We start from the raw sequence: 14,461 nt of genomic DNA on the forward strand, positions 1-14,461 counted from the left end.
TGTTGTTGTGCTCTTCTTATAGGTATGTGGGGTGTTGCGTCAGCGGTGTTGCCAGGTGAATTCGAGGGTGGCCTCCAGGTGCTGGCCAGCAGCGAGCTCATGGGTGCCGGTTTCGGCCCAGCTATCGCGTGGCTGGTTGAAGGCATCGGCCAGGTGCGACACCGGCTCCAGGCACAGGTAGGGGCTGCCGGCCGGGGCGAATGCGACGAAGTGGTTCAGCACTTGGGAAGCCTGAAGGCGCAGGTGGCCATTGGGGTAGTCGACACGCAGCCGGCCGTCCCAACGTGACTGGTAATGGGCCAGCGCTTCGCCGCCATCCGCTTCGATCGACCAGTCCCTGGTACCCTCTTGGTACGCGCCGGTAGCCAGGTACTGCGCGTCGATCTGCCAGTCGCGCCCGGTGCGGTAATGCACGCGCATGCCAGGGTGGCGCTGGAAATAAGGGTGCAACCCGAGGCCGCCTGGCATGGGTGATTGCCCCAGGTTGATGAGTACCAAGGTGATGTGCAGGCGTGCGCCATCCAGCGCGAAGTGCTGTTCGGCGCGAAACGCCCAGGGCCAGTGCTCGCCTTGATAATCACAGGCAATGCTCAAGTGATCGCTACGGGTGCCCACCACCTGCCAAGGCTGGGTGTGGGTGACCCCATGCAAGGTATGGGGCAGTGCTGCCGGATGTGCGGGCAGCACATGCTCGGTGTCGGCGAACTTCAACCGCGCGTTGCGAATGCGGTTGGAGTACGGCATCAGCGGGTAGGCGCCGGCCCGTGGCCAGTCCAGCGGGTCGAACTGACTAGCGTTGATCGGCAGCAACACATCCAGCCCATCGGCATTGAGCTGGGCGATGCGCCCGCCCCAGGCCGGCAGCACGCCCAGCGCCCAGGTGGCATTGCTCAGAACCACGGTATGCATAGAACCTCCAATGCCCTTTTCAGGCATGCGCAGCCCCTGCCGCCGTGCCGAGGCACGGCGGTGAGGCATGAAAGGGTCGGACTAGCGGCGCAAGCGCTCGGCCACTTGCAGGTCGATGTCCAGGCCCAGGCCAGGGCCCTGAGGAATCTGCAGTTGATTGCCCTGGCGCAATTGCTCCACCGGGTACAACCAGCCAGCCGGCTCGACGAACAGGTACTCCACCTGCGGCACCCGCCGCTGTACGGCGGCCAGGTGCAGGGTGGCGATCAGGCCAGGGCCGAAGTAGGGGCAGTGCGGCAGAATAACTGCCTCATGCTGCTCGGCCAGGCGGTCGATGCGCAGGCATTCGGAAATGCCGCCGACCTTGGTCACACTGGGCTGAATGGAATCCACCGCTGCGGTCACCAGGGCCTGCTCGAACTGCACGGCAGTGCACCAGTTTTCCCCGGCAGAAATGTCCACACCCTGCCCGCGCAGGCTGCCCAGGGCAGCGAAGTCCTCGGGCGGGAAGATCGGCTCTTCCAGCCAGGCCAGCTTCAGCTCCGCCAGCGCCGGCAGCCAATCACGAGTCCCCTGAACGGTCCAGGAACAATTGACGTCGGTGGACAGCGGTACGGCATCGCCAACAGCTCGCCGGCAAGCGCCGATGTCATGCAGGGTGGCCTCGTGCAGCTTGATGTCGCTGAAGCCCTGCTCCAGTGCCTTTTCGCAAATGGCTGGGGCCACTTGGTCATCGCCGTAGCGCACCAGGCTGGCGTAGGCCGGCACCTGTTCGCGGTAGGCCTGGCCCAGCAGGCGGTGCAACGGCAGGCGCTGCCGGCGGGCGGCCAAGTCCCACAGGGCGATATCGAGACCGGAAATGGCGAACATCGTCACGCCGTAGCGGCCGAACAGGTGCAGGCGTTGCTGCAGTTCCAGGTTCAGCGCAGGAATGTCGGTGACCTCGCGGCCCAGCACCTGGGGCGCCACCAGCCGGTCGATCAGGGCCTTGGTGGCATCGGCGACGAAGTAGCCAAAGGCCTCGCCCCAGCCAACGTTGCCCAGCTCGTCCTCGACTCGCACCAGCACGTTCTCCAGCGTGCGCCAGGCCGAAGGTGTCCCCCCTACCCCACGACCGCCGTCGTGGAAGGGGATTTCGACGATCTGGGTATCGATGCGGACGATCTTCATGCTTGCTCCAGAACGCTGGCCAGGGCCACACCGGCATAGGCGCCGCCAACATGGTCACGACCGGAACCGACCGGGGCCATGGCGTCATAGGCGAGGAAGTTGTCGGCCAGGTGCTCGGCCGCATTGTCCTGCGGCCGGTAACCCAGGGCGCGGGCACGGTTGTTGTGGAACAGCGCCTGAGGACATTCCGACACGCCGTAGACGATCTCGTGGCGCACCTCGGGATGCTCCAGGCCGATCAGTACCAGTTGGGCCAGGTCGCGGGCGCTGGTCCACAAGCGCAAGCGACGGGCATCGGCAACCTTGGCGTCGGCGTTGCCGATACGCACGATGAACGTGGCCAGCTCGCTGCGCTGGGAGAAGGTCGCGCAGGCTGCTTCGCCGAACACCTTGCTCAGCGCATAGTAGCTGTCTGGCGCCACCGGGTGGTCGTCGAACTGCTCGGCTGCCTGCGTGGGATACTGGCCAAGCACATGGTGGCTGCTGGCGAACACGAAGCGCCGCGCCCCGGCGCGCTGGGCGGCTTCGAGCAAGTACAGGGTGGCGTGGTAGTTGGGCTCGACCGTGGCCTGGAACTGGATGTCGGTGCCGTGGGCACAGGCCAGGTGCAGCACCGCGTCGACACCCTCGCAGGCCTGGCGGACGAAGGCCGGGTCGGTCAGGTCGCCGACCAGGGCGGTTTCATTGGCGGCCAGCTCGCTGGCCGGCCGGCGGTCCAGCAGGCGCAGATTGAAGCGCTCGCGCAAGTATGGGCGCAGGGCGGTTCCGACGATACCGGCGGCGCCGGTGACTAGAAGCGTAGGCATGGTGTATTCCCGTCAAACGTGGGTAGCAGTCAGTTCAGGCGGTGGCAATGACGTTGGCTTGCCGGGCCGGTTTCTGGCCGACGAACAAGGCCACGATCAGCGCGCCGACGATGCCGAGCCCGGCGGCCAGGCCGAAGCCGCTGCCGTAGGTGCCGGTGGACTGGATGATGAAGCCGGTCACAGTCGGCGCAACGATGCCAGACAGGTTGGCCAGGCCATGCATGAAGCCGCCGGCAGTGCCGACCTGATGGTCCGGCACGGCGTCCTGGATCAATGACCAGTAGGCGGGCGCGGTCAGCATCAGGAAGCCGATGGCCACGGTCATCACCACCACGGTGCTGGTTACGCTGTCCACCTGGCCGGTCAGGCCGATGCACACCGCAGCCACCAGCAGGCAGCTGACCAGCACCACCTTGCGCGAGAACAGTTGCTTGCCGGTGCGCTTGTACACCCAGTCGATCAGCAGCCCGCCACAGATGAAGCCGACAGTACCCACCAGCCACGGCAGTGCGGTGACGATGCTCATGGCCTTGAGGTCGATACCCTTGGCCTCGATCAGGTAGCTGGGGAACCAGGTCATGAAGAAGTACAGAATGTAGTTGTAGCAGAACAGCGATACGCCAGTGACCAGTACCGAACGCTGCAGGATGATCTCCAGCACTGGCGTGCGCGGAGCGTCTGCGACGGCAGTGACCGGGGCCTCACGCCCCTCGTTGATCAGCGCCAGCTCTTCGGCCGACACCTGCGGGTGCTCCTTGGGCGTAGAGGCCGCCAGGCGGTACCAGGCAATGGCCCACAGCACGCCGATCACCGCGATCACCACGAAGGCCACGCGCCAGCCCAGCCACAGGGCGAGAAAACCCACGATTGGCCCGGCCAAGGCGCCACCCAGCGGGCCGCCAGCCTGGTTGATGCCGATGGCACGGGCGCGTTCCTTGATCGGGAACCAACTGTTTACAGTCTTGTTGGCAGTGGTCGACACCGGGCCTTCGCCGACGCCGAACAGTGCGCGCACGATCAGCAATGACCAGAAATTGAAGGCCAGTGCGGTGGAGCCGCACAGCAGCGACCAGAAGCTCATCGACCAGGTCAGCACACGCTTGGGCCCGAAACGGTCGGCCAGGTAGCCACCGACGAAGCAGAACAGCGCATAACCGAAGAAGAAGCTGCTGAAGATCATGCCCTTCTCGGCGGGCGTGAGGTGGTATTCCTGGGTAATGAACGGCATGGCGATCGACAGGGCAGCGCGATCGACATAGTTGATGATCATGGCCAGGAACAGCATGGTCAGGATCGTCTAGCGGTAGTTGTTTTTCTTGTTCATGTACGACTCCGCCCGGCACCTGTGATGCCGGATCTTTTTTGTTATAACGCCTGGCCCCACAAAGGGCCAGGTGCCTCTGGGGTCAATCAGACGCTGTAATCCACCGCCACCCACTCGAAGTACTGCTTGAGTTCGGCGACCAGGGCCTGGTGCGCCGGGTGTGGCAGGTAACGCTGTACCGCGTCGGCGTCGTCGAAGCTGGACTCGAGGATGTAATCCCAGCAGATCGGTCGATCCAGTTCATTGGCCGCGACCCTCCAGTCGCGGATGAAGTCGATTTCTTCGGTGAGGTCGCGCATCCGCGCCACCAGCACCGATTCCAGTTCAGGCTGCGCCTCGACGCCCGGCAGGCGGCGGAACAGCACGATATGTCGCATCATCGCCCTGCCCTCCTCAGCCCAGTGCCCAGGCGGGTGCGTCCTGCAACGCAACCGGGCGCAGGAAGCGCTCGATGGCGGCAAAGCCGACCGAAGTGGACTGTGGCGCGGTGGACGACGGCCATGGCCCGCCGTGCTGCTGGGCGTGGCACACGGCAACACCGGTCGGCACACCGCTGAACAACACGCGCCCGGATACTCGCTGGGCCGCGCGCAGCAACTGGCGGTTTTCGGCGTTGTCGGCGTCCAGGCCCCAGAGGGTAGTGGTCAGGGTACCGCCGATGGCTTCGAGCACTTCAGCCGCCTGAGCAACGGAATTGGCGGTGACGATCAACGCCGCCGGGCCGAACATTTCCTCACGCAGGTGAGCGTTGGCAATGAACGATGCGGCATCGGTGGCGAACAACCGTGGCGCCGGGCCAGCGCCATCGGCTTGCGGAGTGAACACCACGGTGGCATTGGCCGCTACCGTGGCAGCTGCCGCCTCGAAGCCTTGCTGCATGCCCGGGGTGAGCATACGGTGCGTGGCAATCGGTGCAATGGCCGCGGCCAGCTGGGCGACGAAACGCTGACTATGGGGTGAGTCGAGCAGCACGATCACGCCGGGGCTGGTGCAGAACTGACCGCAACCGAGGGTGATCGAAGCGGCCAAGGTCTTGGCCAAGGCTTCGCTGTCCTTTTCCAGCACGTGCGGCAGTGCTATCAGCGGGTTGATCGAACCCAGCTCGCCAAAGAATGGCACCGGCCGCTCACGCTCGTTGGCCGCCTGCCACAGGGCTTTGCCACCCTGGTAGGAGCCGGTAAAGGCCACGGCGGCGATCGATGGGTGCTGGACCAGGTAGGTGCCAGCGACACGATTGGGCGCTTCGGCCAGGGTCAGCAGGCCTGCCGGCAGACCCTGGGCACGGAGCACGCCAGCGGCCAGGGCGAACACCGCACGGGACAATTCCGGGTGGCCGGAGTGCGGCTTGATCACCACGGGGCAACCGGCGGCCAAGGCCGAGGCGGTATCGCCGCCCAGCACCGAGAAGGCGAACGGGAAGTTGCTGGCCGAAAACATCGCCACCGGGCCCAGCGGGCGTTGCACGCGCGTCAGGCGTGGGCGGCCGGCAGGTGGCGCACCGGCAATTGCCTGGTCATCGACCTGACGGTATGGCACACCAGCTTCAACTTCGTTGGCGAAGCCACGCAGCTGGAAGGCGGTGCGGGCCACTTCACCGTTCAGGCGGGCTTCACCGAGGCCGCTTTCGCGGTCGGCGATGGCGACCAGTTCAGCCTGCTGCTGTTCCAGGGCATCGGCCAGGCCGCGCAGCAGGGTGGCACGCTGGGTGGCACTGCAATCGGCCCAGAAGTCGGCAGCCGCCGCCGCTTGGGCGACGACTGCATCGATAGCGGCGAAATTCGGGTTTTGCGGGGTGGTCATGGGAACTCCTTCAACAATTGCGGTGCGGCCATTCGCGGGACAAGCCCGCGCCTACAGGTACAGCGCGGGCCTTGTAGGAGCGGGCTTGCCCCACGAAGAGGCCATTGGCGTTAACGCGCCTTCGGCTCCAGGTGATACCCACGGCCGACATAGTCGAAATCGACCAACTCGTTGATCACCACGTCCTTGTCGGCCGGCGAGGCGTAATAGGCGCGGATCTCTTTGATCAAACCGCTCTGCTCGTCGAACACGTACCACTCGTCACCACGCAGGGCCGTACCCAGCTTGCTTTTCCAGTGAGTCCACTCGATCACCGCTTCGTTGCTGTCGTGGCTGACCAGGATCTTCTCGATGGTCCACTGCGAGCCCAGGTTCTCCACACACCACACCCATTTGCGGGCGATGGTGTCGGCAGTGCGCCACGGGATTTCCGGCAACCCCGAGGGGAAGTAGTGCACCGCGTCCGGGGTGAAGCAGGACACCAGCTTGTCGTAGTCGCCTTCGTTGCAAGCGTCGAAGTAGCGACGAATCAGTTGCGCATGCTTGTGCTCAGCCATGGCTCAACCCTCTTCACGGTCGATGATCGACGGGATGGCCGGGCGGCCGGCGGCGACCCAGGCGTGGTAGTCGGACACCGACGCCGGGCTCGGCGGGTACACGCCCCACAGCGGCTCACCCGCCGCGATGCGCATGGCCAGGTAGCCCTCGATGTCGTCCTGCACGCTGCACACTTCGGCCAGTTCTTCGGCCAAGTGTGCTGGCACCACGGTCAGGCCATCGGCGTCGCCGACGATGATGTCGCCTGGGTAAACGGCTACACCGGCGCAACCAATCGGCACCTGCAGATCGGCCACATGGTGGTAGGAAATACGCGTGGTGGCGGTGATCTCACGGGCATAGGCCGGCAAGCGCATGGCGGCGATCTCGCTGCCGTCGCGCAGGGCGCCGTCGGTAACGATGGCCTTGGCGCCACGGGCCAGCAAGCGGGTCACCAAGATGTTGCCGGCCGACGCGGCCGCGGGGTCGTTGCGACTGTCGATTACCAGTACGTCGCCCGGCTGGATCTGCTCCACGCCCACCCATTGCAGGTTGTCGTCGTTGGGCTTGGTGGTCATGGTCGAATAGGTATCGATGTCTTCACGAGCGGGAATGAAGCGCATGGTGAAGGCACGCCCGGCGAACGGCTTGGCGTCGCGGCACATGGCGCGCAGGCCGACCAGCGCCGGCTGGCGGAAGCCACGCTTGAACAGCTGGGTGGTCAGCGAGCCGCTGCTGCAGGTAGCCAGCTTGGCCAGCACTTCGTCGCTGACAACGACCTGTTTGCCGGAAACGCTTTCATGGGCATCGGCATAGTTGTGGATGACGGACATTGTTGTAGGTTCTCCTCGCGGGTTCATCCGATGGGCGGCCAGGGCTAATTCCCAACATATGGAACAGACAATGGTTTGAAGCCCTGCTGAGGCCGATTCTATGGCGGAAAACCGGATGAAAAAGAGGCAGACTGAGCACTCAAGCCACCGCGTTCCAACAGATGGGAATCTTCGATGAAAACAGGTGAAGGCACCGCCGCACTGGAAAAAGCCCTGGATGTGCTCCAGGCCATTGGCGCAAGCGCGTCCGGCATCAGCCAGGCCGAGCTGGCCGAGCAGGTGCCACTGCCGCGCACCACGTTGTACCGAATCATCGCCACCTTGGTGGAGCGTGGCATGATCCGCCGCGATCCCACGCGGAAGGTCTACCGCTTGGGCTTCAATTACCTGGAGATGGTTCGCAACGCCTACCTGGAGCCGGACCTGGTGGCCGCCGCCAGTGCCGAGCTGCGCGCCCTGCGCGACCTCACCGGAGAAACCTCCTACCTGGCGGTACTCGACGGCAACCAGGTGCTGTCGCTGGAACGCTGCGAGGGCGCCCACACCCAGCGCTCAGCCGCCAGCCTTGGCCAGGGCAAGCCGGTGTACTGCACGGGTCAGGGCAAGGCGATCCTCTCTGCCCTCTCCCCTTCGGCTCGCGACGAAATCCTGAAGGGCCTGGTGCTGGCACCGCTGACGCCGCTTACCATCACCGACCGCCGCCGCCTGCTGGCCGAACTGCAGATCACTCAAGTGCGTGGCTACGCCCTGGACGACGAGGAAATCCGTCTGGGCATCCGCTGTGTCGCGGCGCCAATCATCGATAAGCAGGGGCAGGTTCGCGGCGCCCTCAGCGTGGCCGGGCCAGCCTACCGCCTGACCCTGGAGCGCTTGACGCTGCTGGGCCCAGAGCTGGCAGAAGCTGCACGCCGGGTGGGGGAACAACTGCGCCCGGACAGCACGCCGCGCACCGCCGCCGAGCTCAGCGTAGTGCCCGGCCCCTGGGCATTTCATGGCGCGTTCCCGCGCTGGCACGCGGAGCAGCGCGTGTTGTACTGGGCCGACACCTTGGCACCGGCAATCCATTGCTGGGACGGCCATTCCAGTCGCCTGTTGACCCGTCTCGACCTGCCGGTACGCGGGATGGAGTTGCACCCCGACGGCCTGCTGGTGGCCCAAGCCGGAGGCTGGTCACTGATCGACTGGCAGGGCAATGAACACCCGCGCCAGGATCTGCTCGGCAGCCGTCTGCTGGCATTGGCCACACACCCCTCCGGCGCCTTGTGGGCGTGCGCCAAAAGCACCAGTGGTTGCTTGATCGGCGAACTCAGCGCCGAGGGCGAACTGCGTCATGGCTGGTCGTTGCCGGAGCCGGTCAGCGCATTTCGCTGGGATGCCAAGGGCAGCGCGGTGTATGCCCTGGCGCCGGAAGCGGGAGATATCCTGCTGCTGCTGCCGGGCAGCAACAGCGTACGCCGTCTGGCCTCACTGCCACGGGGCGGCGGCAGCCTAGGCGGGTTGGCGCTGGATAGTGCAGGTGGCGTGTGGACCACGCAACTGGACGGCTGGAGCTTGGCGCGCTTCGATGCCGAAGGCAATCTGGACCGGATGATCGGGTTGCCGGTGCCGAGCCCGACCGACCTGTGCTTTGGTGGGGAGGATGGCACGACCCTGTTCATCACCAGCGCCCGCCATGCACTGCAGTTGGAAACGTTGGCCAGCGCGCCGGATTCAGGGTGCCTGATGCAAATGCAGACTTGAGATTCAAAGTTCAGCGAATGATGCAGCGAGAGGGCGTTCGGCGGCATCACTGGGAACTTCGTGCTGCCTGGGTGGTTCGCCACTAGATGCATCAACTTTCTCGACGAGCCGAAAGCTCCACGCTACGACCTGAATGCCGTGCCGCCCTGCTGTTGCATGCACCAGCAAGGCCGTATGCGCCTCATTAGCGTGCTATCAAGCCTTCTCGGGCAATTGCGAGCCATCAGCAGCCTTGCATCCGAGACTACGCATCAGGTCACGAGCAGCGGCGTGGAAGATATCATTGATGGCCTCCGCAGATTCCGGCGTGAGCCGGCTGGAAGGGCCGGAAAGCACCAATGCACCGACTATCTCGTCACCTGCACCGTATACGGGGAATGCTACCGATGCGGCGTGCGGGTCTGTGGCGCCCATGGAGAAAAACGGTCGTTGCATTGCGATCCCGCTCGCGAACGGTGTACGCAAAGCCTGAGCGCCCGCGGCGTCGTCCATAGGCCGCATGTCGCCGGGCTGAACGTGCATACGGAGTCGATGGGGCGAGTTCACCCGATACTGGCACATCCGGTAAGCACCGTGGCGCACATAAAACGAAGCAGTTTCACCCGTTCGCTCTGCCAACAGATGCAACCTGGGCATCACATGGCGCTCCAGATCGATACCTTCCTCGTAAACCGCGTTGAGCCGCATGACCTCGCTGGCCAGCTGATAACGCCCATCGGCCATGCGATTGACGAAGCCATGGTTTTCCAAGGAAACCATCAAGCGCATGATGGTACTTTTGATCAGCCCGGTACGGTCGACGAGTTCTACGAGGGTCAAAGACGTGTCACCCACTTTGAACGCAGAGAGCACTGTCAGCACGCGGTCAGCCGAAGCCACTCCATTCACCGCAGGTCGCGGCCGAACATTTACCATCAGTAGATCCTCACCTTTGAATTGCCCAAGTCTTTGTCAGGGCGTGAAAAACGCATTATCTGCCAATGCCCGGACAACCGCCATCATGCCAGCAAGACCCAGTGGTGCAACACCTTGGGCATAGATATAGAGACTGTTTGGGGGGATCGCCAGCAATCACTGGCAACAGGCATGAGCTTAAGGTGGAAAGCTTGAACTGAAAAAAGCCAGCAGGCCAATCTTCGCGCCCGCTGGCAGAGGTAATGCCGTTAGCGTTCGATCAGACGCTGATGCACAGGTATTTGATTTCGAGGTAGTCCTCGATACCGTACTTGGAGCCTTCGCGGCCTAGGCCCGAAGCCTTGATGCCGCCAAACGGCGCGACTTCGTTGGAGATCAGGCCGGTGTTGATACCCACCATGCCGTATTCCAGGGCCTCGGCAACACGAAACACACGACTCATGTCGCGGGCGTAGAAGTACGAGGCCAGGCCGAATTCGGTGTCGTTGGACATGGCGATGACTTCGGCTTCGTCTTTGAAGCGGAACAGCGGCGCCAGTGGGCCGAAGGTTTCTTCCTTGGCAACGGCGGCGGTTTTCGGCACGTCGACCAGGATGGTCGGCTCGAAGAAGTTGCCTTCGATCAGCTTGCCACCGGACAGCACCTTGGCGCCTTTGCCCACGGCGTCTTCGATGTGTTCCTGAACCTTGGCAACGGCCTTGCCGTCGATCAGCGGGCCAGTGGTGGTGCCTTCTTCCAGGCCGTTACCGATCTTCAGCTTGGCAACAGCGGCGGCCAGCTTCTGGGCGAACGCGTCGTACACGCCGTCCTGCACGTAGATACGGTTGGCGCAGACGCAGGTCTGGCCGTTGTTGCGGTACTTGGAGATGATCGCGCCCTCGACGGCCTTGTCCAGGTCGGCGTCGTCGAACACGATGAACGGGGCGTTGCGGTCTGTTTCCTCAGATCGCAGCGCTGCGCTCACGCAGGTCCATGTTCAGGATGCGGTCGTTCTCGCTGTAGTCGACCGGGCAGTCGATCACGTGCACGCCTGGGTTGGATACACAATGATCGAGCAGCGGCAGCAACGCATCGGCGCTTTCCACGCGGTAGCCGTTGCCACCGTAGGCTTCGGCGTACTTGACGAAGTCCGGGTTGCCGTAGTCCAGGCCGAAATCGGTGAAGCCCATGTTGGCCTGCTTCCAGCGGATCATGCCGTAGCCGTCGTCACGCAGGATCACCACGGTGATGTGCATGCCCAAACGAACTGCGGTTTCCAGCTCCTGGCTGTTCATCATGAAGCCGCCGTCGCCGCACACCGAAATCACTGGGCGGTCCGGGTGCACCAGGTGCGCGGCCATGGCCGATGGCAGGCCGGCGCCCATGGTCGCCAGGGCGTTGTCCAGCAGCACGGTGTTGGGCTTGTGCGCCTTGTAGTTACGAGCGAACCAGATCTTGTAGATGCCGTTGTCCAGGGCAACGATGCCTTCGGACGGCAGCACCCGGCGGATATCCGCCACTAGCCGCTGTGGATAGACCGGGAAGCGGTTGTCGTCGGCGCCTTCGGCGATTTGCGCTTCGTTCGCTTCACGGATGGCCATCAGACGGGTGAAGTCCCAGTGGCTGGTATCGGTCAGCGCTTCGCTGATCTGCCACACGGCGTTGGCGATGTCACCGATCACTTCCACCTGCGGGAAGTACACGGCGTCGACTTCGGCGGAGCGGAAGCTGATGTGGATGACTTCGGTGCCGCCACGGACCATGAAGAACGGTGGCTTCTCGATCACGTCGTGGCCGATGTTGATGATCAGGTCGGCGGCTTCAATCGCACGATGTACAAAATCGCCGGACGACAGCGCGGCGTTACCCAGGAAGCGTGGGTGACGCTCGTCGACCACGCCTTTACCCATCTGCGTAGTGATGAACGGGATACCGGTCTTGTCGATCAGTTGCTTGAGGACCTTGGCGGTCATCTTGCGGTTGGCGCCGGCGCCGATCACCAGGATCGGGCTGCGGGCCTTCTGCAGTTTTTCTACAGCAGCTTCGATGGCCACGTGCTCGGCCAGCGGGCGACGGTGCAGGCTGCGTGGGATCGGCAGGGCATCGGTTTGCTCGGCGGCGATGTCTTCCGGCAGCTCCAGGTGCACGGCGCCCGGCTTTTCTTCTTCAGCCAGGCGGAACGCTTCGCGCATGCGCGCCGGGATGTTGTCGGCCGAGGCGAACTGGTGGGTGTACTTGGTGATGGGGTCCATCGTGCCGCACACGTCGATGATCTGGAAGCGGCCCTGCTTGGACTTCTTGATCGGCTTCTGGCCGGTGATCATCATCATCGGCATGCCGCCCAGATACGCATAGGCGCTGGCAGTTACCAGGTTGGTCGCGCCAGGGCCCAGGGTCGACAGGCTGACGCCGGTCTTGCCGGTCAGGCGGCCATAGGTGGCGGCCATGAAGCCCGCGGACTGCTCGTGGCGGGTCAGAACCAGCTTGATCTTCGACTTGCGCAGGGATTCCAGCAGGTCGAGGTTTTCCTCACCAGGAATGCCGAACACATACTCGACACCTTCGTTTTCCAGGCATTGCACAACAACGTCAGCGGCTTTGGCCATCTTTCTTATCTCACCTTCGGTCATCGGGATGCAAACACGTTCCGGCGCTTGCGTTCGCGCACCGGAAAAGCGGGCACACAGTGCACTGCAATTCGTGTATTTGCAATGTCATTCTATTTTTCATTAAAGCTTTAGCGCCGAACGGCCGAAAATCCTTTCGCCCCATCCCTCACCTCCCAACCATTCACTTCAGAGGAAAGACATGCGAAAGGTTTCAATTGCAATGCGAACAACCCTGGCATTCGGCCTGATCGCTTCGATCATCGTCATCGTCGGATTATTCGCGCTGTCGCAAATGTCCCGCGTCGACACCATCAACCGCGCCATCGAACAGGTCAGCACCCCGACCGCCACAGCGCTCGGCAATATGCGCGAGGCCGTGCTGGGCATTCGCGTGAACTCGCTGAAGCTTGCGTTCTACCCTGACGCCGCCATGCGCGCCGACAGCAGCCGACGACTCGAAATTCAGCTCGACAAGCTCGCCCAAGCCCAGGCCGCCTACCTGGCTAGGCTGGTAGACCCACACGAACGCGCGCTATACAAGGAGATCGAGCCCTACTTGCAGGCCACTGCGCCAGGTATTCGCGATTTGATCGCACTGGCCAAGGCAGGCCGCGAAAGCGACATGGTGGCTTTGCTCAACGGGCCGCTGCGAGAAAACTCCGAACAGTCCTTCCCCCGCCTGTACGCCCTGAGCGACGTGAACCAGCGCAACATCAACCAAGCTTTCGCCAGCGCCGGCAGCACCTACTCGACCTCCAGAACCAGCGTGGCCTTGCTGATGGCCGTCGCCGCGCTGATCACCATCGGTGTCGCCTGGCTGGTCAGCCGCAGCATCATCCTGCCAATCAACCGGGCGGCGAAGAGCGCCGAAGTGATCGCCTCGGGCGACCTCACCCAACCGATGGAAAGCGAAGGTCGCGACGAGGTCAGCCGCCTGTTCGAAGCGCTTAAGCAGATGCAGTCGAACCTTCGCGCGACCATCGACCAAATTGTCCAGTCGGCATCGGTCATTGCTGCGTCTTCGACGCAATTGAGTGCAGTCACGGTCGAGTCGAACCAGAACCTGCAGCAACAGGCCAACGAGATCGAGCAAGCCGCATCGGCCGTCACCGAGCTGTCCGCCGCCGTGGACGAAGTGGCGCGCACCGCCGTCAGCACCTCGCAAGCCTCGGCTGAGTCCCAGGCCGCCAGCGAAGCCGGCAATACGCGAGTGGTCCAGACCGTCGAGGCTATCGAGCTGATGAGCCAGGACATACGCCACAGCACGCAGCAAGTCGACAGCCTTGCCAGCAGCGTGGCCGACATTGCCAAGGTACTGGACGTGATCCGCAGCATTGCCGAACAGACCAATCTGCTGGCGCTCAATGCCGCCATCGAAGCCGCGCGTGCTGGGGAGGCCGGGCGCGGGTTTGCCGTGGTCGCTGATGAAGTACGCGCCCTGGCTCACCGCACCCAGCAATCGACCCTGGAGATCGAAAGCATGGTCGGCACGATCAGCAGCGAATCCGGCCAAGCCGTGACCGCGATGAATGACAACCGTGCCCGCGCCAGCCACACCTTGCAGGCCGCTCGTGAAGCGGGCCAGGCCTTGGAACAGATCATGGCGTATATCACCCGCATCAACGAACAGAACCTGGTAATCGCCAGCGCCGCTGAAGAACAGGCGCAGGTCGCCCGTGAAGTGGATCGCAACCTGATCAATATCCGCGACCTGTCGGCCATCTCGACCACCCAGGCGCACCAGACCGCTTCGGCCAGTCAGGCACTGGAGAAGTTGGGCACGCAACTCAACGAGCTAGTCACGCGTTTTCGTACCTGAGGCTTAAGGTCATTCGTCGA

Annotated in this window: 12 protein-coding genes and 1 pseudogene; 2 read left to right on the plus strand and 11 right to left on the minus strand. The window is 63.5% G+C overall.

Annotated elements, in window-relative coordinates; all coding sequences use genetic code 11:
* Positions 1-39 precede the first annotated feature (39 nt).
* The 8 genes from F3J45_RS03640 to F3J45_RS03675 form a co-directional block, all read right to left on the minus strand.
* Positions 40-909 carry an aldose 1-epimerase gene (locus F3J45_RS03640; protein WP_167057488.1) on the minus strand — a complete coding sequence of 290 codons (870 nt, stop codon included), beginning with the start codon at positions 907-909 and terminating at the stop codon, positions 40-42.
* 81 nt (positions 910-990) lie between these two features.
* Positions 991-2,079, minus strand: coding sequence for a mandelate racemase/muconate lactonizing enzyme family protein (locus F3J45_RS03645; RefSeq protein ID WP_167057491.1), 1,089 nt, complete (start codon positions 2,077-2,079; stop codon positions 991-993).
* The gene (locus F3J45_RS03650; protein WP_167057494.1) at positions 2,076-2,885 is read right to left on the minus strand and encodes an NAD(P)-dependent oxidoreductase; all 810 of its coding nucleotides are present in this window, start codon (positions 2,883-2,885) and stop codon (positions 2,076-2,078) included. The genes F3J45_RS03645 and F3J45_RS03650 overlap by 4 nt, the downstream gene beginning before the upstream one ends.
* A 34-nt stretch (positions 2,886-2,919) precedes the next feature.
* A complete protein-coding gene (locus F3J45_RS03655) occupies positions 2,920-4,170 on the minus strand; it encodes an MFS transporter (protein ID WP_205300380.1) in 1,251 nt (416 codons plus the stop codon).
* 125 nt (positions 4,171-4,295) lie between these two features.
* On the minus strand, positions 4,296-4,589 hold the full coding sequence (locus tag F3J45_RS03660) for a Dabb family protein (protein WP_167057497.1): 294 nt from the start codon (positions 4,587-4,589) through the stop codon (positions 4,296-4,298).
* A 13-nt stretch (positions 4,590-4,602) separates the two neighbouring features.
* The gene (locus F3J45_RS03665; protein ID WP_167057500.1) at positions 4,603-6,009 is read right to left on the minus strand and encodes an aldehyde dehydrogenase (NADP(+)); all 1,407 of its coding nucleotides are present in this window, start codon (positions 6,007-6,009) and stop codon (positions 4,603-4,605) included.
* Positions 6,010-6,119: 110 nt separating this feature from the next.
* Positions 6,120-6,566: a nuclear transport factor 2 family protein gene (locus F3J45_RS03670; protein ID WP_027608974.1), complete on the minus strand. Its 447-nt coding sequence runs from the start codon at positions 6,564-6,566 to the stop codon at positions 6,120-6,122.
* 3 nt (positions 6,567-6,569) lie between these two features.
* Positions 6,570-7,379, minus strand: a complete 810-nt coding sequence (locus F3J45_RS03675; protein WP_167057502.1) for a ribonuclease activity regulator RraA — start codon at positions 7,377-7,379, stop codon at positions 6,570-6,572.
* Between the two features lie 174 nt (positions 7,380-7,553).
* Between F3J45_RS03675 and F3J45_RS03680 the strand changes: the two genes are divergently transcribed.
* Entirely contained in the window at positions 7,554-9,119 is a 1,566-nt protein-coding gene (locus F3J45_RS03680) for an IclR family transcriptional regulator C-terminal domain-containing protein (protein WP_167057505.1), read from the plus strand.
* Positions 9,120-9,314: 195 nt separating this feature from the next.
* Here the strand turns inward: F3J45_RS03680 and F3J45_RS03685 are convergent, their stop codons facing one another.
* The 3 genes and pseudogenes from F3J45_RS03685 to F3J45_RS03695 all read right to left on the minus strand — a co-directional run bounded on the left by F3J45_RS03685 (position 9,315) and on the right by F3J45_RS03695 (position 12,619).
* The gene (locus F3J45_RS03685) at positions 9,315-9,998 is read right to left on the minus strand and encodes a helix-turn-helix domain-containing protein (protein ID WP_205300381.1); all 684 of its coding nucleotides are present in this window, start codon (positions 9,996-9,998) and stop codon (positions 9,315-9,317) included.
* 295 nt (positions 9,999-10,293) lie between these two features.
* Positions 10,294-10,980, minus strand: a pseudogene (locus F3J45_RS03690) (aldehyde dehydrogenase family protein); the annotation flags it as partial.
* Positions 10,976-12,619, minus strand: coding sequence for an acetolactate synthase large subunit (locus tag F3J45_RS03695; RefSeq protein ID WP_167057511.1), 1,644 nt, complete (start codon positions 12,617-12,619; stop codon positions 10,976-10,978). The pseudogene F3J45_RS03690 and the gene F3J45_RS03695, both read right to left, overlap by 5 nt.
* Positions 12,620-12,821: 202 nt before the next feature.
* Between F3J45_RS03695 and F3J45_RS03700 the strand changes: the two genes are divergently transcribed.
* The gene (locus F3J45_RS03700) at positions 12,822-14,441 is read left to right on the plus strand and encodes a methyl-accepting chemotaxis protein (protein ID WP_370526220.1); all 1,620 of its coding nucleotides are present in this window, start codon (positions 12,822-12,824) and stop codon (positions 14,439-14,441) included.
* Positions 14,442-14,461: the final 20 nt, after the last annotated feature.

The sequence above is a fragment of the Pantoea sp. Ap-967 genome (assembly GCF_011752565.1).
Lineage (GTDB): Bacteria > Pseudomonadota > Gammaproteobacteria > Pseudomonadales > Pseudomonadaceae > Aquipseudomonas.